The organism is Tsukamurella soli, assembly GCF_039541155.1.
Taxonomy (GTDB): domain Bacteria; phylum Actinomycetota; class Actinomycetes; order Mycobacteriales; family Mycobacteriaceae; genus Tsukamurella; species Tsukamurella soli.
In genome coordinates, this window is the sequence record NZ_BAABFR010000067.1 from 1 (window position 1) to 20967 (window position 20967).

General features: G+C 69.5%; 21 protein-coding genes and 1 pseudogene. 8 read left to right on the top strand and 14 right to left on the bottom strand.

The genetic code is table 11. The features are described 5' to 3' along the window. On the bottom strand, nt 1-376 hold a 376-nt coding region (locus ABD908_RS18230), incomplete at its 3' end, for an AAA family ATPase (RefSeq protein ID WP_344998551.1). A 126-nt stretch (nt 377-502) separates the two neighbouring features. Here ABD908_RS18230 and ABD908_RS18235 point away from each other — a divergent pair. Beyond that, a pseudogene (locus ABD908_RS18235) lies at nt 503-921 on the top strand (transposase family protein); the annotation flags it as partial. 406 nt (nt 922-1327) lie between these two features. Here ABD908_RS18235 and ABD908_RS18240 read toward each other — a convergent pair. The 6 genes from ABD908_RS18240 to ABD908_RS18265 all read right to left on the bottom strand — a co-directional run bounded on the left by ABD908_RS18240 (nt 1328) and on the right by ABD908_RS18265 (nt 7120). Continuing rightward, nucleotides 1328-1933, bottom strand: coding sequence for a hypothetical protein (locus ABD908_RS18240; RefSeq protein ID WP_344998553.1), 606 nt, complete (start codon nt 1931-1933; stop codon nt 1328-1330). A 98-nt stretch (nt 1934-2031) separates the two neighbouring features. Next, complete coding sequence (locus ABD908_RS18245; protein ID WP_344998555.1) at nt 2032-3165, bottom strand: hypothetical protein; 1134 nt, start codon at nt 3163-3165, stop codon at nt 2032-2034. Between the two features lie 130 nt (nt 3166-3295). Continuing rightward, nucleotides 3296-3808: a hypothetical protein gene (locus ABD908_RS18250; protein ID WP_344998557.1), complete on the bottom strand. Its 513-nt coding sequence runs from the start codon at nt 3806-3808 to the stop codon at nt 3296-3298. 147 nt (nt 3809-3955) lie between these two features. Beyond that, nucleotides 3956-5095: an AAA family ATPase gene (locus ABD908_RS18255; protein WP_344998558.1), complete on the bottom strand. Its 1140-nt coding sequence runs from the start codon at nt 5093-5095 to the stop codon at nt 3956-3958. A 412-nt stretch (nt 5096-5507) separates the two neighbouring features. Then, nucleotides 5508-6335 (bottom strand): oxidoreductase, encoded by an 828-nt coding sequence (locus ABD908_RS18260; RefSeq protein WP_344998560.1) that lies wholly within the window; start codon nt 6333-6335, stop codon nt 5508-5510. 56 nt (nt 6336-6391) lie between these two features. Further along, nucleotides 6392-7120, bottom strand: coding sequence for an SDR family oxidoreductase (locus tag ABD908_RS18265; protein WP_344998562.1), 729 nt, complete (start codon nt 7118-7120; stop codon nt 6392-6394). Between the two features lie 196 nt (nt 7121-7316). Here ABD908_RS18265 and ABD908_RS18270 point away from each other — a divergent pair, with 196 nt between their 5' ends. Beyond that, nucleotides 7317-8198: a helix-turn-helix transcriptional regulator gene (locus ABD908_RS18270; protein WP_344998564.1), complete on the top strand. Its 882-nt coding sequence runs from the start codon at nt 7317-7319 to the stop codon at nt 8196-8198. 76 nt (nt 8199-8274) lie between these two features. Here the strand turns inward: ABD908_RS18270 and rsgA are convergent, their stop codons facing one another. Together rsgA and aroA are read right to left on the bottom strand one after the other, a co-directional pair. After that, entirely contained in the window at nt 8275-9267 is a 993-nt protein-coding gene (gene rsgA, locus ABD908_RS18275) for a ribosome small subunit-dependent GTPase A (protein WP_344998599.1), read from the bottom strand. Further along, nucleotides 9264-10547, bottom strand: coding sequence for a 3-phosphoshikimate 1-carboxyvinyltransferase (aroA, locus tag ABD908_RS18280; RefSeq protein WP_344998566.1), 1284 nt, complete (start codon nt 10545-10547; stop codon nt 9264-9266). Before aroA ends, rsgA begins: the two co-directional genes overlap by 4 nt. Nucleotides 10548-10654: 107 nt before the next feature. Between aroA and ABD908_RS18285 the strand changes: the two genes are divergently transcribed. Beyond that, on the top strand, nt 10655-11521 hold the full coding sequence (locus tag ABD908_RS18285) for a hypothetical protein (RefSeq protein WP_344998568.1): 867 nt from the start codon (nt 10655-10657) through the stop codon (nt 11519-11521). A gap of 98 nt (nt 11522-11619) precedes the next feature. Then, nucleotides 11620-12075, top strand: coding sequence for a redox-sensitive transcriptional activator SoxR (soxR, locus tag ABD908_RS18290; protein WP_344998570.1), 456 nt, complete (start codon nt 11620-11622; stop codon nt 12073-12075). Between the two features lie 12 nt (nt 12076-12087). Here the strand turns inward: soxR and ABD908_RS18295 are convergent, their stop codons facing one another. Then, complete coding sequence (locus ABD908_RS18295; protein ID WP_344998572.1) at nt 12088-12459, bottom strand: DUF5313 family protein; 372 nt, start codon at nt 12457-12459, stop codon at nt 12088-12090. A gap of 128 nt (nt 12460-12587) precedes the next feature. On the opposite strand from ABD908_RS18295, the gene ABD908_RS18300 reads away from it, so the two are divergent. Further along, nucleotides 12588-14495 (top strand): FAD/NAD(P)-binding protein, encoded by a 1908-nt coding sequence (locus tag ABD908_RS18300; protein WP_344998574.1) that lies wholly within the window; start codon nt 12588-12590, stop codon nt 14493-14495. 154 nt (nt 14496-14649) lie between these two features. Here ABD908_RS18300 and ABD908_RS18305 read toward each other — a convergent pair whose 3' ends face one another. Continuing rightward, nucleotides 14650-15996 carry an aldehyde dehydrogenase family protein gene (locus ABD908_RS18305; protein WP_344998576.1) on the bottom strand — a complete coding sequence of 449 codons (1347 nt, stop codon included), beginning with the start codon at nt 15994-15996 and terminating at the stop codon, nt 14650-14652. Nucleotides 15997-16180: 184 nt separating this feature from the next. On the opposite strand from ABD908_RS18305, the gene ABD908_RS18310 reads away from it, so the two are divergent. Continuing rightward, nucleotides 16181-16951: an SOS response-associated peptidase gene (locus ABD908_RS18310; protein ID WP_344998578.1), complete on the top strand. Its 771-nt coding sequence runs from the start codon at nt 16181-16183 to the stop codon at nt 16949-16951. 24 nt (nt 16952-16975) lie between these two features. Here the strand turns inward: ABD908_RS18310 and ABD908_RS18315 are convergent, their stop codons facing one another. After that, nucleotides 16976-19069 (bottom strand): SDR family oxidoreductase, encoded by a 2094-nt coding sequence (locus ABD908_RS18315; RefSeq protein ID WP_344998580.1) that lies wholly within the window; start codon nt 19067-19069, stop codon nt 16976-16978. Between the two features lie 80 nt (nt 19070-19149). Beyond that, nucleotides 19150-19641, bottom strand: a complete 492-nt coding sequence (locus ABD908_RS18320) for an aminoacyl-tRNA deacylase (RefSeq protein WP_344998581.1) — start codon at nt 19639-19641, stop codon at nt 19150-19152. 180 nt (nt 19642-19821) lie between these two features. Here ABD908_RS18320 and ABD908_RS18325 point away from each other — a divergent pair, with 180 nt between their 5' ends. Next, nucleotides 19822-20478 (top strand): sigma-70 family RNA polymerase sigma factor, encoded by a 657-nt coding sequence (locus tag ABD908_RS18325; protein ID WP_344998601.1) that lies wholly within the window; start codon nt 19822-19824, stop codon nt 20476-20478. Further along, entirely contained in the window at nt 20475-20771 is a 297-nt protein-coding gene (gene rsrA / locus ABD908_RS18330; RefSeq protein ID WP_344998583.1) for a mycothiol system anti-sigma-R factor, read from the top strand. Before ABD908_RS18325 ends, rsrA begins: the two co-directional genes overlap by 4 nt. Nucleotides 20772-20876: 105 nt before the next feature. Here rsrA and ABD908_RS27675 read toward each other — a convergent pair whose 3' ends face one another. Continuing rightward, nucleotides 20877-20951 (bottom strand): 50S ribosomal protein bL37, encoded by a 75-nt coding sequence (locus tag ABD908_RS27675; protein WP_379200796.1) that lies wholly within the window; start codon nt 20949-20951, stop codon nt 20877-20879. Nucleotides 20952-20967 lie beyond the last annotated feature (16 nt).

Genomic DNA, 20967 nt, shown 5'->3' on the forward strand with positions numbered 1-20967 from the left:
CACCAGGCCAGTATCGACGCTGTCCCGAGTCGATGAGATGGTCATGGTCACGATATCGGTGCCCCAGTCTCGCCCTGTAGTGATGAACTCTGAATCGAACTGTCTCACCTAACCCTGTCACACAGGGGATCCGTAACGCGAACCTGCCCCGCAGGCCGCGGTTCTGACGTAGTACGTCCTCCACCTGGCCGGTGTAGCCTGCACCGATCACGATCAACTCGTCGCGATGGTCCTCCATGTACTTCAGCAGGGCGGAGATCATCGCGTTGCCGTAGGGGTCCTCGTCGCCGGAGTATCCGCGTTGATGCAGGTCGTGGAACTCGTCGACGAACAGGATGCCGGGCGTGGCCTCCTGCAGCACCTCCCGTGTGGACACGGTGGCGTCGCCTAGGTGTCGACCCTCGAGGTCGGTGCGATCGGCCGTGGGCGCGTCGCTGGCCGGTTGAGGGTCGAGGTCCTCGCAGGATTGAGGTTCCTACAGCTCGACCTGGAAGACCTCGACATGCCTGACGTTACCTGCGCGCGTGACTTCGGTCCGGCGGACCTGACCACATTCTGCCGCCTCGACGGTCTCGGCTTGGAGGTGACGGGGCAGCGCTTGGAACCCGATCGGGCGGTCCTGGCCTGCCGCGTGACGTCTCAGATCGGCTGTGCGGGCAGTGCGGCGAGCCGGGTGTGCTGCGGGATACCGTGGTGCGCAGGCTCGCCCACGAGCCGTTCGGGTGGCGACCGACGACCTTGGAGGTCCGGGTCCGCCGCTACCGCTGCCCCGGGTGCGGGCAGGTGTGGCGGCAGGACACCAGCCCGGCCGCGGAACCACGGGCCCGGCTGTCGCGCCGCGGGCTGCGGTGGGCCCTGGAAGCGCTGGTCACGCAGCATCTGACCGTCGCTCGGATCGCCGATGCCCTGGGCGTCGCGTGGACGGGGTGGTAACTGTTGAGACTGGTATCGGTCCCGGACGCAGCCGTCACCGCGGGAAGAGAAATGACTTTGCTGCGCGCGTCCAGTCGCCGTCGCTCTTATCGTATCCGTAGGCGTCCGTTTCAGATGGGCCGACTACCCGCCGGTGATACTCGGCGTCGTAACTCGCCTTCCACTCAGCCCATGACAAGTACTCCTCGTAGGGGGAGTCTCGATATCGGCGGTACAAAACGGGAGCCGTCAGCGTGAATGATCGTTGTGCCTCCCGTGCGGCCGCCCGCGCATCCTGTTCCCCGCGATGTCGAGCAGCCTGCCGGACCGCGGTGGAGGGGTCGCGGAACAGCTTTCCGCGGGGTTGACGATGGAACATGGACGTCCTCGATTCTATCGGTGGGTCGATGTGTGGTCAGTCGAAGCACCGCGCCGTCTCGGTGCCGCCGGAGAACTCCCCCTCAGGTGAGTTCAGGGGTGAGGTCAAGACCTGGCTCGTACAGACAACGCCGTCGCGCGCCACCGCGATTTCTCCCCCGAGGTGCGCGGCGACGTACCGAGCCTCTCCTTTGAACGCAGAATCCCGGATCCGGACTATCGTGACGTCCCTGCTCTCATTCTCGAGGTGTCGGATCTGCACACTTAGGATGTCTGATCCAGCGACCACTACTTCGCCGAGTAGGTACGGCACGTGGTCTGGGTCGCACAGCACGGTGAAGGTGCCGGAATTCGTAGTATAGTTCTTTGCCGGGCCGGAACACTCCGGTGACCGCGAGTCGAAGTCGCGCACGGCGGCTGCCGGGGCGTCCGGATCGGTGGAGTGGATTGGGGTGGTTCCGCCTTTTGCTATGACGGCGCGAATCGAATGGTATGGGCCCGGAAACGGCGGGAAGCTCGGGACCGGTTGGAAGGGAAGCGTCGTTCCTGATTCGAGACTGTCTGTTACTGAGCTCGTCGCCGCGGACTGTGCCGGATCGGTGTGCGAACATCCCGACAGGATGATGACGCCGAAGGTGGCCACTAGCACCGACGATAGCCCGCGTCGGCGGTCGGCCGGTCGCGATCTTAGTGTCGTGTGCGGTTTCGCAAATTGTTCTATGGGGTGCATCGGTCGGTCTGTCACCATCCTGGAATTACTGTCGGATTCGAGAAGCTACTGGATATTCCCAACGCAGAGGTCCCTGTGGCCGTGGATAATCGACTGATCGATGCAAAGGATGCCGGTCGCCAGGGGCCGTCCTTCTCGCCATCGATCCCCTGGATGCCGCCCACACCGATATCCCGGGTCTGATATATGTATTGCCATGTTACTGCTGGATAGCGTGCCCCGTTTGGGCCTGCGATTACGGAACTCGCCACCTGCTCGACCCCGACTGCCCTTACTTGGGTGAAGCGGTAGGCATCGAGCCCCAGGGTGGACCCCTCGGAGATGGGTCCTACTGGAACGTCGGCGGTCCCACCTGCGCCGAGGGCATTACCGGCGACTGGCTTCGCGAACATGATCGTCCGGGGTGCGGTCGACCCGTCGGTCAATACAGTTGTAACCTGACCTGGCTTGTCTGGCTGGCTGAAGACGGGAGTCTTTCCCCATAGTGACGACGGCAGTACCCCGGGAATCTGAGACCCACCGGCTGTCGGGTGGGCACCGGGCCCAGATGCTTGCGCCGGAGTGCTGGCAGCGGCAGTGGCCGTCCCTGACGACGCCGTGTCGTGACTTACCGGGGTGGGAAGTGTTGCGGCTTTCCCGGCAGTGATGAGTTTACCGGTCTTGGGGTCGAAGATGCCGGGGTACAGGGCCTTGGTCGCTGGGCTCGTGTCGGTGCCGGTTGGATATTGGGTGGAGCGGATGGTGGCGGCGGTGCGTTGTTGGTTCGCGTGTGTGGTGGCGAGGGTGCTGCGTGCGGCGAGTAGGCGGTTGTTGAGAGCAGCAATGAGTTGGTACTGCCCGGCGGGAGTACCGACGAAGGGGGCGTACTGGACGATGTCGGCTTGGGCACCGTCGATATCGGCTTGAATGGCGGCGCGACCAGCGGCGCTGGCGGAGGCCGCGTCTGTGACTGCGGCGCGGACGCTGGTATCGGACGAGGTCAGTCTGTTGATCAGCTCCTGCACGTCTGCCTCGGACATGGAGCGGCCGTCGGCCGCCGCGCCGGTGCCACCTGGCGTGGCGGTGGGAACAACGGGCAGCTTAGGTGGCACGGTGACGGTGCGACCTGTTCCGTATGCGTGCAGCGCAGCATTCAGGGCGTTCATCACCGCTCGTACGTACGCCATGAGTCCGTTCATCGACTACGTCCCTCACAGGGATCCGGGGCGGCGGCCCGAGTCGCTACCCGGATCATCGTTTCGTCCGTGCGGGTGGTGCGCCACATATCATTCCCAATCATTCCCACGGCGGACGTGTGTCTATCCGGCCTGGTGACCTGGCTGACGATGATCGTCGCAGAGGAGTTCTGGCAGCTGAGTTGGCTGATATCGCCGATGTCAGACTGGAGTACGCAGTGCCAGTCGGGGGGACCGGGACGTCGGTGCCGACCCGTCCGCGGTGCTCGATGATCGTGATCGCCCGTTGTAAGGCGTTGGTGACCACGGCGCGGGCTGTGCCGCACTGGACTGCTCCCTCGTCGACGGTCAGCGTGGTGTAACCGTTCTCGGCCGCCGAGATCAGGTTCACGTCTTCCTGCTCCGATTCCGTTCCCGTGCTCGGCAGGTCCGGTCCGGTGATGGTGACCGTCCCGCAGGTCTCGGGGGCGTTCACGGTGACTGCGGCCGGGGTCGGCGGTGTCGTGACGGTGACGTTGCCATCCGGGTGATGGATGAAGGGGATCACACTGAGCACACCTACTATGAACGGCGCGGCCGCCAAGAACCCGGCGACGGCGGCTGCGAGAATCACGCAGGTGACGACGACCTTGACCGGATGTCGCAACAGGGTCGCCAGTGGCCCGCGGCGGCGATGCCCGCTGGGTCTCGTATCGTCTGGTTGCGACTCAGTCCGCATCGAACCTCCGATCCTTGAGTGAAAAGACGGATCCCCGGTAGTTTATGCGGTGGGATCGTCGGCAGCCATGGCGGCGGCGTCCAACTCGCGCGCCTCCTGCAGTCCGAACCGTGCTGCGACCGCGCGCAGCATCGCTGCGCCGAGGTCGTCCTGCGCGATCTGTTCGATCGCTTTGACGGCTCCGGGCAGGACGTGGCGGGCGTGCAACTGCCGCACCACATTCAGCGACGGCGCATTCCCGGCGCGTAGCAGGGGCGCGACTTCCCGGTCGCGGACCTTCCCCGCGTTCGTCACCACCCGACGGATGAATCGCGCGTTGTTGAGGTGGTCGATGCCCCGCTCGGTCGCGGTCGTACCGTCACGGGCGGTCTCGGTGTATTGGAAGTCGTAGACGGCGGCGCACACCTCGTACAGGATCCGGAGGGCTGGTTCCGTGAGCTTGTCGCGCTTCTTGTTGGACTCCGCCATAACCGTAGCGATCTTCACCAAGGCGTCCGGTGGATAGCTGTCGAATCGGATCCGTAACGCGAACCTGCCCCGCAGGCCGCGGTTCTGACGTAGTGCGTCCTCCACCTGGCCGGTGTAGCCTGCACCGATCACGATCAACTCGTCGCGATGGTCCTCCATGTACTTCAGCAGGGCGGAGATCATCGCGTTGCCGTAGGGGTCCTCGTCGCCGGAGTATCCGCGTTGATGCAGGTCGTGGAACTCGTCGACGAACAGGATGCCGGGCGTGGCCTCCTGCAGCACCTCCCGTGTGGACACGGTGGCGTCGCCTAGGTGTCGACCCTCGAGGTCGGTGCGAGAGGTCTCGACGAACCGGTCCGCGGGGACCAACCCCATGCCGAAGAGCTTCTTGGCCAAGACGCGCGCGATCTCGGTCTTTCCGACGCCGGCGGGGCCTTCCAGAAGGAGGTGCAACGAGTCGTCGTCCGATAGCTCCTCACCCTGGTCGAGGCGGTATTTGAGTACGACCAGGGTGTCCTCGAGCTCGGCGATCTGTTCCTTGACCGCATCCATACCATGCAGATTCGCCAGCAGTTCGTCCGCCTCCGCGAGTGCGATTCCGCGGGCGTCCTCCGTCTCCACGGCTGTCAGCTGTGCGTTCGTCGGCTGCGTGGCGGGGTCCCAGTAGTCGGTCCGGGCCGCGATCGCGTCGACGGTCACCACCGCGACTCCCAACCGTCTGATCCTTGCGCGCCTCCCACCCGGCGCTGAAGTCGGTGAACACCGCCAGCAGCTCGTCGAGGGCGCTGAAACGGTCATCGCCGCTCGGTCGGCGTCCGCAGGCTGGAACAATTGCCGAACCCTGTGCCCACCGATTGCGGTGGCGCACCGCCGCAGCCAGTACTTCCACGCCGACGACTGCAGGCGTGTCGCGTAGTTCAACGGCATGGGCGCACACTACCGGGTCCGCAATTGTCGCTGCCACACTCTGCAAATGCTCTGTGAAGGTGCCCGATTCGGGCACTATGACTGGTCGAACGGTGGGCCGGAGGTCACAGTGTGGGCAAGGAACCCACGGCGCGCTGGGAGATATGCGCGTTTCCATCGCTGGTCGGCGGCATCGCCGGCCAGGGGCGGAGAGGGGGGATCAGGAGAAGTCGGTGCTGCGGCTGAGACGCTCCCACTCGTCCATCTCGTCGAGGAGCGTGGTCAGGGCGGTACGGATGATGTCCGATGCATCGTTGCCCAGCACGAGCAGGTAGGGCGGATTCTCGGAGGTGACGGCTTCGATGATCGCGGCGGCGCCCTTGGCGGGGTCGCCCGGCTGCTTACCGTGCGCGGTGTCGTGTTCGATCCGTCGTCTTCCCGCCGTGTCGGCGTAGTCGGCGATCGGCTCGGCGGCCTGGGTCAGCGAACGGCCGGCGAAATCGGTGCGGAACGCGCCGGGTTCGACGACCGTCGCGGTGATGCCGAGTGGGGCCAGTTCCTTGCGCAGTGAGAGTGTCAGGGCTTCGATCGACGCCTTGACGGCTGCGTAATAGCCCGAGCCGTCGGGTGCGAAACGTGCCGCGATCGACGAGATGTTCACGATCGCGCCCGAACGGCGTGCCCGCATCCCCGGCAGCACGGCCTTGATGGTGCGCACCGTGCCGAAGAGTTGGGTGTCGAACAGTTGCCGGACGGGTCCGTCCTCGCCTTCCTCCACGGCCGAGCGGTAGCCGTAGCCGGCGTTGTTGACCAGTACGTCGATGCCGCCGAAGCGTGCCTCCCCGGCTGAGGTCGCTGCCGTGACCTGCTCCTGATCGGTGACGTCGAGGACGGTGGCGAGCGCGGTGTCCGGATACGCGTCCGCGATGTCGTGGATGGTGGCGACGTCGCGGGCGGTGACGATCGCGTTGTCCCCGCGGGCGAGGACGGCGTGGGCGAGCGCGCGCCCCAGTCCGGACGAGCAGCCGGTGATCAGCCAGGTGGTCACGATGTTCCTTCTTCGATTGTCGGGCTTCGATTGTCGGGCTTCGTGGGTTCGGGCGGTCACGCCTGGTCGGCGGGCCGGAGCAGGATCTCGTTGATGGCCAGATGTCGGGGCCGGGACAGCACGAAGGCGATGATGTCGGCGATCTCCTCGGGCTTGACCGTGGCCACGTCGTAGCCCTTCTGGACGGCCTGCCGGGTCGCCTCGTGGGTGATGTGAGTGGGGAGTTCGGTGTCGACGACGCCGGGTTCGATGAGGGTGACGCGGATGTCGGGCAGGAGTGCCTGGCGCAGTGATTCGGACCAGCCGTTCATGCCCCACTTCGTCGCGGCGTATACGCCGTTGGTCGCGCGGGCGGTGCGTCCGGCGACGGACGAGATGTTGATGACGTCCCCGCCGCCGTCCTCGAGCTGGTCCAGGAACACCTCGGTGGCGGTGATCGCGCCGAGCAGGTTGACTTCGATCATCCGCCGGTAGTCCTCGTGCTGCCGGGGAGTGAACGGCCCGAGCAGCATGATGCCCGCGTTGTTGACCAGCACATCGGCGCCGCCCAGCTCGTCCTGGACGCGCTGGGCCGCGCTGAGCAGCGCGTCGCGGTCGGTGACGTCCGCCTGGATCGCGACGGCACCGTCGCCGAGTTCGGCTGCGAGAGCGTCGATCCGGTCGACGCGGCGGGCCAGCAGCGCGACCCGGTACCCGGCGGCGTGCAGGGCGCGGGCGGTGGCCGCGCCGATTCCGGAGGAGGCTCCGGTGACGACCGCGACGCGGTCGGAGGGGGTGGCGCTCATCGGTGGGTTCCTTTCGTCGATGTCGTGTCCGTGCACGTGCCGTGCGGTGGTCGGCGCTCTCGGTTCGAGTTCCATCAGGGGGCGCGTCCTGTTCGTCGTTTCCTTCGATCGCCTTCCAGCGTCGAGGAGTGCAGCGCGGCGTGCCAGGTAACGGTGTCACCCCCCACGCGGGACGGGGACTTCGTAGGGTCGAGGTATGGACAACAGTGTCGGGGTGCGCGACTTCCTGATGAGCAGGCGGGCGCGGATCACCCCCGAACAGGCCGGGATCGCTCGGTTCGGGGGTGTGCGTCGCGTGCCCGGCCTGCGCCGCGAGGAGTTGGCCCAGCTGGCCGGGGTGAGTGTCGACTACTACGTGCGGCTCGAGCGCGGAAACCTCGCCGGCGTCTCCGAGAGCGTCCTGCACTCCCTGTCGATTGCGCTGCAGCTCGACCGGACCGAGCGGGCGCACCTGTTCGACCTCGCCCGCAGCGCCCACTCGGTCGGGCTGCGGCCGGCCGCCTCGGTCACCAGCCGGGTCCGTCCCGGACTGCAACGCCTCCTGGACTCGATGACCGGTCCGTCCTACCTCCGCAACGGCCGACTCGATCTGCTCGCATTCAACCAGCTCGGACGAGCGCTCTACGCCCCGATCCTGCGGAGTTCCGCGCAGCCGGCGAACTCCGCCCGGTTCACCTTCCTGGATGCCGGTTCGCACGACTTCTGGGGTGCCTGGGATCAGGTGGCCGACGGACTCGTGGCCACGCTCCGCGCGGAGGCCGGCCGTTCCCCGACCGACAAACGTCTCACCGATCTGGTCGGCGAACTGGCCACTCGTAGCCCCGAGTTCCGGACCCGCTGGGCCAGTCACGACGTCTACCGGCACAGCACCGGGGCGAAGACCCTGCACCATCCCGTGGTCGGCGAACTCACCCTCATGTTCGAGGCCATGACTTTCCCGGCCGACGAGGGGCTGGTGTTGCTCGCCTACGAGGCCGAACCGGATTCCTCGGCCGCGGACGCGCTCCGGCTCCTGGCCAGCTGGGACGCGGTGCCCGCGCGTTCGACGACGGAGCGGGAACCCGACCGGACTCGGTGACCGCCGGGTGCGCCCGCAGGCCGAGTCGACCCGCCCCGCTGATCGACCTGGTCGTCGCTGATGCGGACTCGGCGCGTCACGCCCAATCGGGCGTCGAGGCGAGGTCGGCGAGCAGGCCCCGCACGGCCATGGCCCGACGGTGCGCGGTGCCGGTCAGCCGGTCGAGCGCACACTCCGGGTCTGCGGGCGGGCCGAAATGGGTGCAGCCGCGGGGGCAGTCCTCGACGGCCTCCGCGAGGTCGGGGAATGCGGCGACGACATCGTCGGTCGAGATGTGGGCGAGCCCGAAGCTGCGGATGCCGGGCGTGTCCACCACCCAGCCGCCGGCGGGCAGCCAGAGCGCGACCGACTGCGTCGACGTGTGCCGGCCCCTGCCGACGCCGGATACCACCCCGGTGGCCCGGTTGGCATCGGGGACAAGGCGGTTGACGAGGGTCGACTTGCCTACTCCCGAGTGCCCGATCAGGGCGGTCACGCGGCCGGTGAGCAGGTCGCGGGCCGCGTCGATCGGGTCCCCCTGTCCAGCGGCGAGCACAGCCACGTCCAGGTCGGCGAAGGCTGCGGTGAACTCCGCCGGGTCGGCGAGGTCCGACTTGGTGAGGCACAGGACCGGCGTCAGGCCGCCGGCGTACGCGGCGATCAGCGCCCGCTCCACGAACCCGGTGCGGGGCGGGGGATCGGCAAGGGCCGTGACGATCAGCAGCTGCTCGGCGTTCGCGACCACGATCCGCTCGTAGGGGTCGGTGTCGTCGGCGGTGCGGCGCAGCACGGTCCGTCGCTCGTCCACCTTGACGATCCGCGCCAGTGAGCCCTGGCTACCGGTGAGGTCGCCGACCACGCCCACGCTGTCGCCGACGACGATCGGCGTGCGGCCCAGCTCCCGGGCGCGCATGCACACCACCGGGCGATCGGGGTCACCGTCGAGCACGCAGCCCCAGCGACCGCGGTCGACGGACACGACCATCGCCGTCTCGGCGTCGTTGTGCTCGGGCCTGGTCTTGGTGCGTGGTCGGCTACCCCGGCCCGGGCGCACCCGGACGTCGGACTCGTCCCACTGCCGCCGATTCAGGAGGCCGGTTCCATCCGCGGTCCGCCGACCAGCCCGGCCCACAGCGCGGGGAAGTCGGGCATGGTCTTGGCGGTGGTGGCGATGTCCTCGACCTGCACGCCGCGCACCGCCAGGCCGATGATCGCCCCCGCCGTCGCCATCCGGTGGTCGGCGTAGCTGCGCCACACGCCGCCGTGCAGCTCGGCGGGTTCGATGTGCAGGCCGTCCGCGGTCTCTATGCAGCGCCCGCCCAGGCCGGTGATCTCGGCGGTCAGCGCCGCCAGCCGGTCGGTCTCGTGGCCGCGCAGGTGCGCGATGCCGCGCAGGTCCGACGGGCTGTCGGCGAGCGCGGCGAGCGCCGCCACCGTCGGCGCCAGCTCGCCGATGTCGCGCAGGTCCCAGTCGACGCCGCGCAGCCCGCCGGTGCCGCGTGCGCTGAGGGCGCCGTCGTGATGCGACACCTCCGCACCCATCTCCGCCAGGATGTCTGCGAACTGCACGCCCGGCTGCGTGGACGAGGGGTTCCAATGCGGCACCGTGACCACGCCGCCGGTCACCGCGGCCGCGGCGAGGAAGACGGTGGCGTTGGACAGGTCGGGCTCGACGATCCACTCGCGCGCGCCCAGGCGCCCGGGGGCGACGGACCACGTGTTCGCTCGGGAGGTGTCGACCTCGGCGCCGGCGGCCCGGAGCATGTCGACGGTCATCTCGATGTGCGGCATCGACGGGACCGGCTTACCGTCGTGGTGCACGGTGACGCCCTCGGCGAAGCTCGGGCCGGACAGCAGCAGCCCGGACACGAACTGCGACGACGCCGACGCGTCGATCGTCACCTCGCCGCCGCGGATCGCCCCGTCGCCGCGCACGGTGAAGGGGAGCCCGTCACCGTCGACCTGCGCTCCGAGGCCCCGGAGGGCGGCGAGCACGGTGCCGAGGGGGCGGGTCCGGGCCTGTGGGTCACCGTCGAAGGCGACGGTGCCGCGCGCCCCGGCGGCCAGGGGCGGGAGGAACCGCATCACGGTCCCCGCGAGTCCACAATCGACGGCGCCGCCGTGCAGGGGCCCGCCGGTGAGGTGAACAGTGGTCGACGCGGGGGTTTCCGTTCGGCTTTCGATCCCGAGGACGGATAAGCCGCCCAGCATCAGATCGGTGTCGCGGCTGCGCAGTGCGTTGACCAGGGTGGATTCCGAGTTCGACTGCGCGGCAAGGATATACGCGCGGTTGGTGATGGATTTGGAGCCCGGCAGAAGCGCGGTGCCGTGTACCGGACCCGCGGCTGTCGGGGCGTCCCACAGCTGCATGAGTCTCATCCTCCCATATACGTTCCGTGCTACCTTGCTCAGGAATATGTAAGCCTGACCGGTGCCGCGGGGTGCCGGCCGGTGCCGTGCGGCGTTTGGGAGAACACATGAAGAACACGTCGGTGGCTGCCGCCGCCCTGTCCGTCGCCGCCGTTGCGGCCATAGCTGTACCGACGGTGGCCTCGGCCGCCCCCGCGGCCCCGGCCTCCCCGTCCGGCGCCGCGACCGCTCTGTTCGACGCGAACGGTACGCCCAAGGCCCTCGCCGGTCAGATGGTGCTCGGCTACAACAACGTGCCCCAGGGCATGAACTACAACGCCTCGATCCTCAGCGGCGCCGGCGCCGGCTGGGATTCGGTGTGGGCCGGCTTGAACGCCGTCAAGGTGGCCCCGCCCGAGTGCAAGGCGGCATACGCGGGCTTCCCGATCCCCAAGGGCACCGATGCCGCGCAGACCAACGCGACCGGCAACGCCATCTCCTACTCGATAGTGGTCGCCAAGTTCAAGGCCGACCTCGGCGCGATGAAGGCGTCCGCTGCCAAGTGCACCAAGTTCACCATCCGTCAGGGCGCCGTCGTCTCCCAGGTGGTCGCCAAGCCGCTGACGGTGCCGGATGGCGGCCCCGACAGCGTGGGTGTCGAGTTCGACGTGACCGCGAGGCGCGGCAACCTCACCCAGTACACGATCTCGCGGAGCTACACGGCCGTGGTCGACGGGGTCACGGTCGCGCTGCGCGGCTCGCGAGCCACGCTCGAGCCGATCTCGTTCGGGCCCTCCGACGACGCGGCGATCAACGCGACCATCGCCACCCAGATCGCCGTGATCAAGAACCCGCCGACGCCGGAGGTCCTCCCCGCCCCCGCGCCGAAGAAGGGCAAGCCGGGCGCGAAGCCGTCGGGTACTGCCAAGCCGGCCGCCGCTCCTGGTAAGCCGGCCGCGGCGGCGAGCACCACGGCCGCGCCGAAGCCGAACTAGTCGCGCAACCCAAGCATGAGAGCCCTTCGCATCCCGCGGAGGGCTCTCCTGCTCGGTAGTCGATCAAACCTCGACCTTTCTCGAGGTAGGGTGACCGCGTGGTCGCCCTACCTCCCCGTGAGTTCAGCGTTGGACAGCTCTCAGCGCGCAGCGGTGTCGCGGTCTCGGCCCTGCACTTCTACGAGCGTGAGGGGCTGATCACCTCCCGCCGCACGAGTGGCAACCAGCGTCGATACAGCCGCGACACGCTGCGGCGCGTCGCGTTCATCCGGATCAGCCACCGCGTCGGCATCCCGCTGGCCACCATCCGCGAGGCCCTCGCCACTCTGCCCGACGGCCGGACCCCCACCAAGAAGGACTGGGCGCGGCTGTCGCGATTCTGGCGCGACGACCTCAGCTCGCGCATCGACGAGCTCACCAGCCTGCGCGACCACCTCACCGACTGCATCGGTTGCGGCTGCCTATCGTTGAGCGGGTGCCTGCTCGCCAATCCGGGCGACCGACTCGCCGTCGACGGTGCCGGGCCGCGCCGCGTGTTCGAGACGTTCCCCTAGGGTTCCGAGGCGCTACCGCGGGTGTCTCCGCGTCCACTCCTCGCGGGCGTGCTGCTCCTTGCGGAGCCGCTGGATCTTGAGGACGTCCGGGTCGATCCCGTTGGAACTGAGTAGGTGACGCCGGTAGATGTCGCGCAGCGCCAGCTGGAAGTAGGCCACGGGGATCGAGAGCAACAGACAGATCTGCACCCGCACCAGCGCGGGACCGGGAATCGCGGCGCACACCACGTACACCGGCAGGAACATCAGGAGCCCCCGGACCAGGTAGCGCCGGATGTTGCCCGGGCCCGTCTGGTCACGGAGCACCCAGGCGCGCATCGACGGCGGCAACGGCCGCCCGGCCAGATAGCGTACCCGCTGCACGACAGTGGGTCCGTGGAACACGACCCCAGCATATGCCGCTGCTCGCTTCGCCGCCGTCGGCGGCGTACTGTGGGTCGGTACGTGCTCGCCCCGGATGAAAGCGATTGTCCGATAGTGAATTTCGAGTGCGATTCAGTACTCGCCGTGGCGTGGGTGCGATCGTGAGGCCGGAGCGGCGGATCGGCATCGTGGGGGTCGGGCCGCGCGGGCTGTCGGTACTCGAGCGGATCGCCGCGAACGCGGCGGAGAGCGGCGGCGCCGCGCGCGTGCACCTGATCGAGGCGCGGTCGTTCGGCTCCGGCGACGTGTGGCGCACCGACCAGCCGCCGACGCTCATCATGAACATCGTCGCGGCCCAGATCACGGCCTACCCCGACGAGACGTCCGAGATCGACGGGCCGGTCCGCACGGGGCCGAGCCTGTACGAGTGGGCCGCCGCAGTGGCGGCGGGCACCCTCGGAGTCGAGCTCCCGGCCGACGTGCGGGACGAGGCCGCCACCGTCGGCGCCGACTCGTACTGTCGCCGCTCGTTCTACGGCCACTACCTCGAGCACGCCTACCGCAGCACGCTCGCGCAGCTCCCGCCCGCAGTCACCGTCGTCGAGCATCGAGCCGTGGCAGCCAGCGTCACCGACGGCGCCGACGGGACGCAGGTGGTGACGCTGGTCGACGGGCGGCGGATCGAGGTCGACGAGGTGGTGCTCGCCCTGGGCCACAGCCCGCACGCCCTGTCCGACGCCGCCATCGCCTTCGAGCGGTTCGCCGCTACCGTCGGCGGCGTGTACCTGCCGCCCGGCAACCCGGCCGACGCGGACGTCGACGCGATCGCCCCGGGTGCCTGGGTGCTGGTCCGCGGCCTCGGGCTGTGCTTCTTCGATTACCTGTCGCTGCTCACGGAGGGGCGCGGCGGCCGGTATCTCCCCAGGCCCGACGGTGTCGGGCTCGAGTACGTGCCGTCCGGCTGCGAACCGGCCATCGTCGTGGGCTCGCGCCGCGGCGTGCCGCTGCACGCGCGTGCCGCGAACGAGAAGGGCGATCGGCGGTACGAGCCGGTGTTCATCACCGAGGGCGCCATCGCCGGGCTGCGCGCCCGCGCCGGCGTCCGGGGCCTCGACTTCCGCCGCGACTGCTGGCCCCTGATCGCCAAGGAGGTCGAGTCGGTGTACTACGCGCGGCTCGTCGCCGAGCAGTTCGGCGAGCCCGACGCAGCGCGGTTCGTGGCCGCCGACCGCGCCACCGCCTGGGGCTCGCCCGCCGAGGCGGCGGTTCGCGCCGAGTTCCGCATACCCGGCGAGCGGCGCTGGGACTGGGAGCGCATCGGGCGACCGTGGTCCGACGGTGACGTCACGTCCGTCCCGGCGTGGCAGGCCTTCGCGCGCGACTACCTGGTGCGGGACGTCGCCGAGGCCGAGCGTGGCAACGTCGGCAGCCCACTCAAGGCCGGGCTCGACGTCCTGCGGGACATCCGCAACGAGGTGCGGTCGCTGATCAACGACGGCGGGATCGAGGCCTCCTCGTACGCCCGGGACGTCGAGGGATGGTTCAACTCCCTGCATGCGTTTCTGTCGATCGGCCCGCCGTCGACCAGGATCGCGGAGCTGATCGCGCTGATCGACGCGGGGGTCGTGCGGCTCGCCGGACCCGGGTTCACGGTCGCCGTCGACCACGAGCGCAGGGTGTTCGTGGGGACGTCCGCCGTGCCCGGCGACCGAGCGGAGTCCCGCGTCCTGATCGACGCGATGCTCCCGCGCGCCGACCTCGACAACACCCGCAACCTGGTGCTCGCCGACCTGCGGCACCGCGGGCACGTGACCGCGTTCGCGATCGGCTCGCACCCCGAGCGTCGGCATCGGACGGGCGGCGTAGCGGTGACCGCCCGCCCGTTCCGGCCGATCCGCGCGGACGGCACGTTCCACCCGCACCGTTACGTGTTCGGGATCCCCACCGAGGGCGCCAACTGGGTGACAGAGACCGGCATCCGGCCCAACGTCAACTCGATCACCATCCGCGACAGCGACGCGATCGCCCGCGCTGCGCTGGGGATCACCCGACGGTGATGATGCGCGGGTTCCGGGCTCCGTTCGTTCCTCACTTCGCCCTCACCCGACGGTATCGATGCGCGGGTTCCGGGCTCCGTTCGTTCCTCACTTCGCCCTCACCCGACGGTATCGATGCGCGGGTTCCGGGCTCCGTTCGTTCCTCACTTCGCCCTCACCCGACGGTCCTGATCAGCTTCTTGTTCACGAACTCCTCCATGCCGAACCGCCCCAGCTCACGCCCGAAGCCGGACCGCTTGATCCCCCCGAACGGCAGCTCCACGCCCTCCGCGCCCACACCGTTCACGAACACCATGCCCGCCTCGATCCCGTCCGCGACCCGCTGCGCCTGCTCCGGGTCGGTGGTGAAGACGTACGAGCCGAGGCCGAACGGGGTGTCGTTCGCGATCTCGAGGGCCTCGGCCTCAGACTCGACGCGGTATACCGTGGCCACGGGACCGAACAGCTCCTGCCGGTACGCGGGGTTGTCGACGGTGACGCCCGTCAGCACGGCCGGCGGGTAGTACGCCCCCGAGCGCTCGCCGGACGCCGTCACCGTGGCGCCCGCCGCCACGGCAGCGGCGACCTGCCGCTCGAGGGTCTCGGCGGCTCGCACCGACGACAGCGGCGAGATCCCGTCGGCCTTGCCCAGCAGGCGGGTGGTGAACTTCTCGACGAATGCGTCGTAGAGGTCCGCCGTCACGATGAACCGCTTGCCGGCGTTGCACGCCTGCCCGGTGTTGTCGATACGCGCGGCGACAGCAGCCTTGACGGTGGCGTCGAGGTCGTCCGACGACAGCACGATGAACGGATCCGAGCCGCCCAGCTCCAGCACGCACTTCTTGAGGTTGCGACCGGCCACCTCTGCCACCGCGGCACCCGCACGCTCCGAGCCGGTGAGCGACACCGCGGCGACCCGCGGGTCCGCGATGATCCCGGCGACCTGCTCATTGGTCGCGCGGATGTCGACGTACGCGCCCTGTGGCAGCCCGGCCTCGTGGAACAGCAGCGCCATGAGCTCTGCCGACTCGGGGCACTGCGGCGCGTGTTTGAGCAGGATCGTGTTGCCCACCACCAGGTTCGGGCCCGCGAACCGCGCCACCTGGTAGTAGGGGAAGTTCCACGGCATGATGCCGAGCAGCACGCCGATGGGCCCCTTCTTGACCACGGCGGTGCCGGTGCCCGCGAGCAGCTCGATCGGCTCGTCGGCCAGGAACCGCTCGGCGTTGTCGGCGTAGAACTCGTAGATCGCGGCGCTGAAGTCCACCTCGCCCAGCGCCTCGACGCGGCGCTTGCCCATCTCGCGGACGATCGCGTCGGCCAGCTGCTCGCGGCGCTCGGTGTGCAGCTCGCCGACCCGTCGGATCAGGGCGGCCCGGTCCGCCACGGTGCTCGCCCGCGGCCACGTGCGAGACGTCTTCGCCGCCGCCGCGACCGCCGCCTCGATCTCGGCGTCGGTCGCGGTGGGGTAGGTGGCCACGACCTCGCCGGTAGCGGGATCGGTGACGGCGTACTCGCTCATGGTGTGCGCTCCTTCCAGTGGGCTCGCGGGCCGCCCGCGTGCGGCGGCCACGCAGCTCACGATAGGCGGGTCGGCGTACCCGGGTGGCCGGACCGAGTTCATCGCCGAGGCGAGGTGTCCGGGCCGGACCGGGTGCGCCTCGGACGCAGGTCGGGTGGGATGCGAGTGCCGCTACCGTGGACGTATGTGCGGACGATATGCCGTGACCACCGATCCGGCGCTGCTCGCCACCGAGCTCGACGCGATCGACGAGACGGCCGACGTGCGGGAGCGGCTCGACGTGCCCGGCTACAACGTCGCGCCCACGACGCAGGTGGTCGCGCTGGTCGCGCGGCACGCGCGGGACCGTCCGGACGCGCCCGCGGATCGGCGCCTGCGCGCCATGCGCTGGGGCCTGGTCCCGTCGTGGCAGAAGACCCTGGCGGGCCCGCCGCTGTTCAACGCCCGCGCGGAGTCGGCAGGGGAGAAGCCCGCCTTCCGCACCGCGCTGAAGACCAAGCGTTGCCTGATCCCGATGGACGGCTGGTTCGAGTGGCAGGTGCGCGCCGGGGTCGGCGGCGGCCGAGGCCGCAAGCAGCCCTACTTCATGACGCCTGAGGACGGCTCGCACCTGCTGGTGGCGGGGCTGTGGTCCGTGTGGCACGATCCGGGCGCCGACGGTGCCGGTCACCCCCCGGTGCTGTCGTGCACCGTCCTGACCACCGACTCCGTCGGACCGCTCCGCGAGATCCACGACCGGATGCCGCTCGTGCTGCCCGGCGACGAGCTCGACGCCTGGCTCGATCCCGACCGCCCCGCCGATCCCCGGCTGCTCGCGCCGCCGTCGGCGGATCTGGTGCGCCGCATAGAGCTCCGCCCCGTGGCCGATCTGGTGAGCAACGTCCGCAACGACGGACCCGAGCTGTTGACCCGCATCGACGACCCCGGCGACGCGGAGCAGCTGACCCTGCTCTGAGCGGGTCGCCCACCGGCCCGACGGCTACCAGTTGATCCCAGGCAGGCGGTTCGCGGCCTTGCGAGCGAGCTTGGTGAGCCCGGTGTCCTGTGCCAACTCCGCCAGCGGATGCGAGATCGCCTGCGCGCGATGGCGGGTCGCGGCGAGCTTGCTGCGTCCGCGCGGCGTCATCCCGTCGAAGCCGGGCTCGTCCTGGTCCTCGACGCCGAGCGACGCGGCCGACTCCGGGAACAGCAGGTAGCCCTGGTGCTGCGCCACGGCGGTGATCCGCGGGCTGAGGAACTGGCCCAGCTGGGTGATCGTTCCGAGCGGGCTGTCGATCCGACGCGGCCGCTCCACGATCGCCCGCATCACGATGCCCGCGGCCCTCTCGACCTGTTGGGCGGGCGCGTTGGCGTACGCCTCGGTGGGCTCGATCATGCGGGTGCGCGTGAGCGGCATGTGGATGTTGGTGAAGGTCACGTGATCCGACATCGTCTCCACGGCCGTGACGTCGCTGAACGCCTCGAGCGCCGCCTTCGACGCGACATACGCGGCGAACCGCGGCCCGCGTACCTGCACACCGATCGACGACACGTTGACCACATGGCCCGACTTGCGCCCGATCATGTGCGGCAGCAGTTCCAGGATCAGGTACACGGCGCCGAAGTAGTTGACGGCCATCGTGCGCTGGTAGTCGTGGGCCCGGTCGACCGAGTTGATGGTTGCCCGCCGGATCGACCGACCGGCGTTGTTGACCAACACGTCCACGTGATCGTGCTCGGCGAGGATCGCGCGCACGGTGGTCCGCACCGCCTCCGGGTCGGTGACATCGCACGAGAACGCCCGTATGCGCCCCTTCGGGACGCCCGGCCGACCCGGTTCGGCCTCGATCGCCGCCGCCGCCTCCGCGAGCTCGTCCGGCTTGCGCGCCAGGATGAACACGTGGGCCCCCGCCTGTACACACTGCCGGGCCGCCTCGCGGCCGATCCCCGCCGACCCGCCGGTGATGAGGATGTGCTTGCCGACCAGGGGTCCGCGGGGATCGTCGCGACGGTTCCGCGCGGGGTCGAGGTTGTCCTGCCAGTAGCGGAAGATCGCGGGCCCGTACTGCGCGAGCGATGGCAGCGTCACACCCAATCCGCGCAGGCGGGCGAGGGTGGTGTCGGCGGTGAACGTGGTCTTGAAGAACGGGTAGTCCAGCACCGACGGCGGGATGCCCAGCTGCCGGGAGACGGCGTCGCGGAACGCCCGCACCTCGCCGCGGCGGCCCAGCCGGGTGGCGAACTCGCCCAGCGGCCCACCGCCTGGCAACGGCACCGACCTGGGCCCGCCGAAGGCCGGCGACACGGCGTCGTACAGCGCCGTCATGCCCTGCGGCTCAGGGTTGACGAGGTGGAACACCTGCCCGGGTGCGGGCGGCGCCATGACCAGCGCCACGATGGCGGTGGCGACGAAGTCGACCGGCACGATGTTGGTGTAGCCCAGGTTCGCGAACGGCAGCCGTAGCCGGCGCGGCAGAGTACCCATCAGCCGCAGCAGGGGGAAGAAGTAGTACGGCCCGTCCACCTTGTCGATCTCGCCGGTCACCGAGTCGCCCACCACCACCGATGGCCGGTACACCTGCCAGCGCAGGCCCTCGGCCTCGCGGACCAGGCGCTCCGCGGCGAACTTGGTGCGGTGGTACGGCGTGGGGAACCCCTGGTCGACGTCGAAGTCGGTCTCCGAGAAGCGGCCCTCGTAGTTGCCCGCGACTGCCGCCGACGACACGTGGTGCAGCACCGCACCCAGCCGCTGGGCGAGCGCGATGGTGTTGCGGGTGCCCTCGACGTTGGCGAGCTCCTGCTCTGCTGCGGGAGCCTCCATGTCGTACACCGCCGCCAGGTGGATCACGTGGTCGACGTGGGCGGGCAGGTCGGCGTCGGAGATCCCCAGACCGATGCGCTCGATGTCGCCGGGTACGGGGATCACCCGGGGCGACGACGAGGGGCCCAACTCGGCGATCAGCCGCTCGAATCGGCCCAGGGACGAGTCCCGGACCAGGAGGTAGATCATGGCGTCGCGGTCTGCAGCGGCGAGCCGCGTCACCACGTTGCGGCCGATGAAACCGGTGCCGCCGGTGACGAGGTACGTGCTCATACTGTCGAACCTACTCAATCCGGCCCGCAGATCGAGTAGGGGGCGCGATCGGTCCCGGTCGGCCTGTGCCGGAGGCCGGCTCAGCCCGCGGTGAGCGGCGCCGTGGACGCTCCCGTCGCGGCCAGCAGGTCGGCCGGCGCCAGTTCGATCTCGAGCCCGCGCCGGCCGGCGGAACAGTACACGGTCGGGTGGCGGGCCGCGGACTCGTCGACGACGGTGGCGAGCCGCCGTCGCTGGCCCACCGGGGACACACCGCCGAGCACGTAGCCCGTCACCCGGGTCACGTCCGCGGGGTCGGCCAGCGCCGGCCTGTGCATCCCGAGCGCGGCGCCCGCCGCCTTGAGCGACAGCCGCGCGGCGACCGGCACCAGTGCCACCCCGAACCGGGTCCCGTCGGTGATCACCAGCGTCTTGAACACGGCCGCGGGGTCGACGCCCAGCGCGGCCACGGCCTCGTCGCCGTACGACGAGACTGCGGGGTCGTGCACGTACTCGTGCACGCGGTGCTCGATCCCCGCGGCCGCGAGCGCGGTGAGTGCGGGTGTGGCGGCGCTTCCGGGTCTCTTCGCCATGGGACGAGTCAACCTCATCGTCGGGTGGAATGTTCGCAGTGTGCGGCGTGTTGTGCCACCTGGAACCGACGAACGGACCGGCCTCGACCGGGGCGGCAGCGGCGGTGGGACTCCACGGACGGAAGGACGGCGATGGGCGCGGGAACCGCGGTGCTGGTGCGACCGGTAGCCTTGGCCGACATGGCGGACGAGGACACCACAGAGGCGGCTACGGTGGAGGAATCCCTGGAGCCCGAGCGCCCCGAGACGCCGGCCGAGCTGACGGCCCGCTTCGAAGCCGATGCGCTCCCACTGCTGGATCAGCTCTACGGCGCCGCGCTGCGCATGACCCGCAATCCCGCAGACGCCGAGGATCTGGTGCAGGAGACGTACGTCAAGGCGTACAGCGCGTTCGCGAGCTTCAAGCGCGGCACCAACCTCAAGGCCTGGCTGTATCGCATCCTGACCAACACCTACATCAACGGGTACCGGAAGAAGCAGCGTCAGCCGGCGCAGTACCCGACCGACGAGATCACCGACTGGCAGTTGGCCGCCAACGCCGAGCACAGCTCGACGGGCCTCCGGTCGGCTGAGATCGAGGCGCTGGATGCGCTCCCGGACGACGACATCAAGGCAGCGCTCGCCGCGCTGCCCGAGGAGTTCCGGATGGCCGTCTACTACGCCGACGTCGAGGGCTTCCCGTACAAGGAGATCGCGGAGATCATGGGTACGCCGATCGGCACCGTGATGTCGCGCCTGCACCGCGGGCGTCGGCAGCTTCGTGAGCAGCTCGCGGACGTGGCCCGCGAGCGTGGATTCATGCGTCGCTCCGGCGAGCAGCAGGAGGTGGCGAAGTGACCGGCACGTACTCGTCCGGCGGCAATCCCGACGAGGAGCTCGACTGCTCCGCGGTGATGGTGGACGTGTGGCTACTGCTCGACAACGAGTGTGACGCCGACGCCAAGCGGCGCCTGCAGGCACACATCGACGGTTGCTCGCAGTGCCTCGAGCACTTCGGCATCGAGCAGCAGATCAAGTCGCTGGTGAGCCGCAAGTGCGGCGGCGAGCAGGCGCCGGAGAGCCTGAAGACGCGCCTGACGCTGCAGCTGCGGGAGACCACGGTGGTGTACCGCAGCACCTCGAGCGAGTAGCGCCGCGCGACTGCCCCGGCCGATGCCCGGGGCCTCATCGGAGCACGAATACGGCCCGCCGGCGATGATCATCGCGGGCGGGCCGTTCGCACGTCGACAGCCTGTTCAGCTGTTCGGACGCTTGCCGTGGTTGGCGGCGCTCTTCTTACGGCCGCGCTTCTTGCGTCCACGCTTACCCATCGCGATCTCCTTCCTG

What these genes read in the sequence shown, in the direction of transcription:
- ABD908_RS18320 (WP_344998581.1), bottom strand. Translation starts at nt 19,641, where the DNA reads ATGGCGAAGAGACCCGGAAGCGCCGCCACACCCGCACTCACCGCGCTC.
- ABD908_RS18310 (WP_344998578.1), top strand. Translation starts at nt 16,181, where the DNA reads ATGTGCGGACGATATGCCGTGACCACCGATCCGGCGCTGCTCGCCACC.
- ABD908_RS18305 (WP_344998576.1), bottom strand. Translation starts at nt 15,996, where the DNA reads ATGAGCGAGTACGCCGTCACCGATCCCGCTACCGGCGAGGTCGTGGCC.
- ABD908_RS18315 (WP_344998580.1), bottom strand. Translation starts at nt 19,069, where the DNA reads ATGAGCACGTACCTCGTCACCGGCGGCACCGGTTTCATCGGCCGCAAC.
- ABD908_RS18285 (WP_344998568.1), top strand. Translation starts at nt 10,655, where the DNA reads ATGAAGAACACGTCGGTGGCTGCCGCCGCCCTGTCCGTCGCCGCCGTT.
- aroA (WP_344998566.1), bottom strand. Translation starts at nt 10,547, where the DNA reads ATGCAGCTGTGGGACGCCCCGACAGCCGCGGGTCCGGTACACGGCACC.
- ABD908_RS18325 (WP_344998601.1), top strand. Translation starts at nt 19,822, where the DNA reads ATGGCGGACGAGGACACCACAGAGGCGGCTACGGTGGAGGAATCCCTG.
- ABD908_RS18270 (WP_344998564.1), top strand. Translation starts at nt 7,317, where the DNA reads ATGGACAACAGTGTCGGGGTGCGCGACTTCCTGATGAGCAGGCGGGCG.
- ABD908_RS18265 (WP_344998562.1), bottom strand. Translation starts at nt 7,120, where the DNA reads ATGAGCGCCACCCCCTCCGACCGCGTCGCGGTCGTCACCGGAGCCTCC.
- ABD908_RS18245 (WP_344998555.1), bottom strand. Translation starts at nt 3,165, where the DNA reads ATGAACGCCCTGAATGCTGCGCTGCACGCATACGGAACAGGTCGCACC.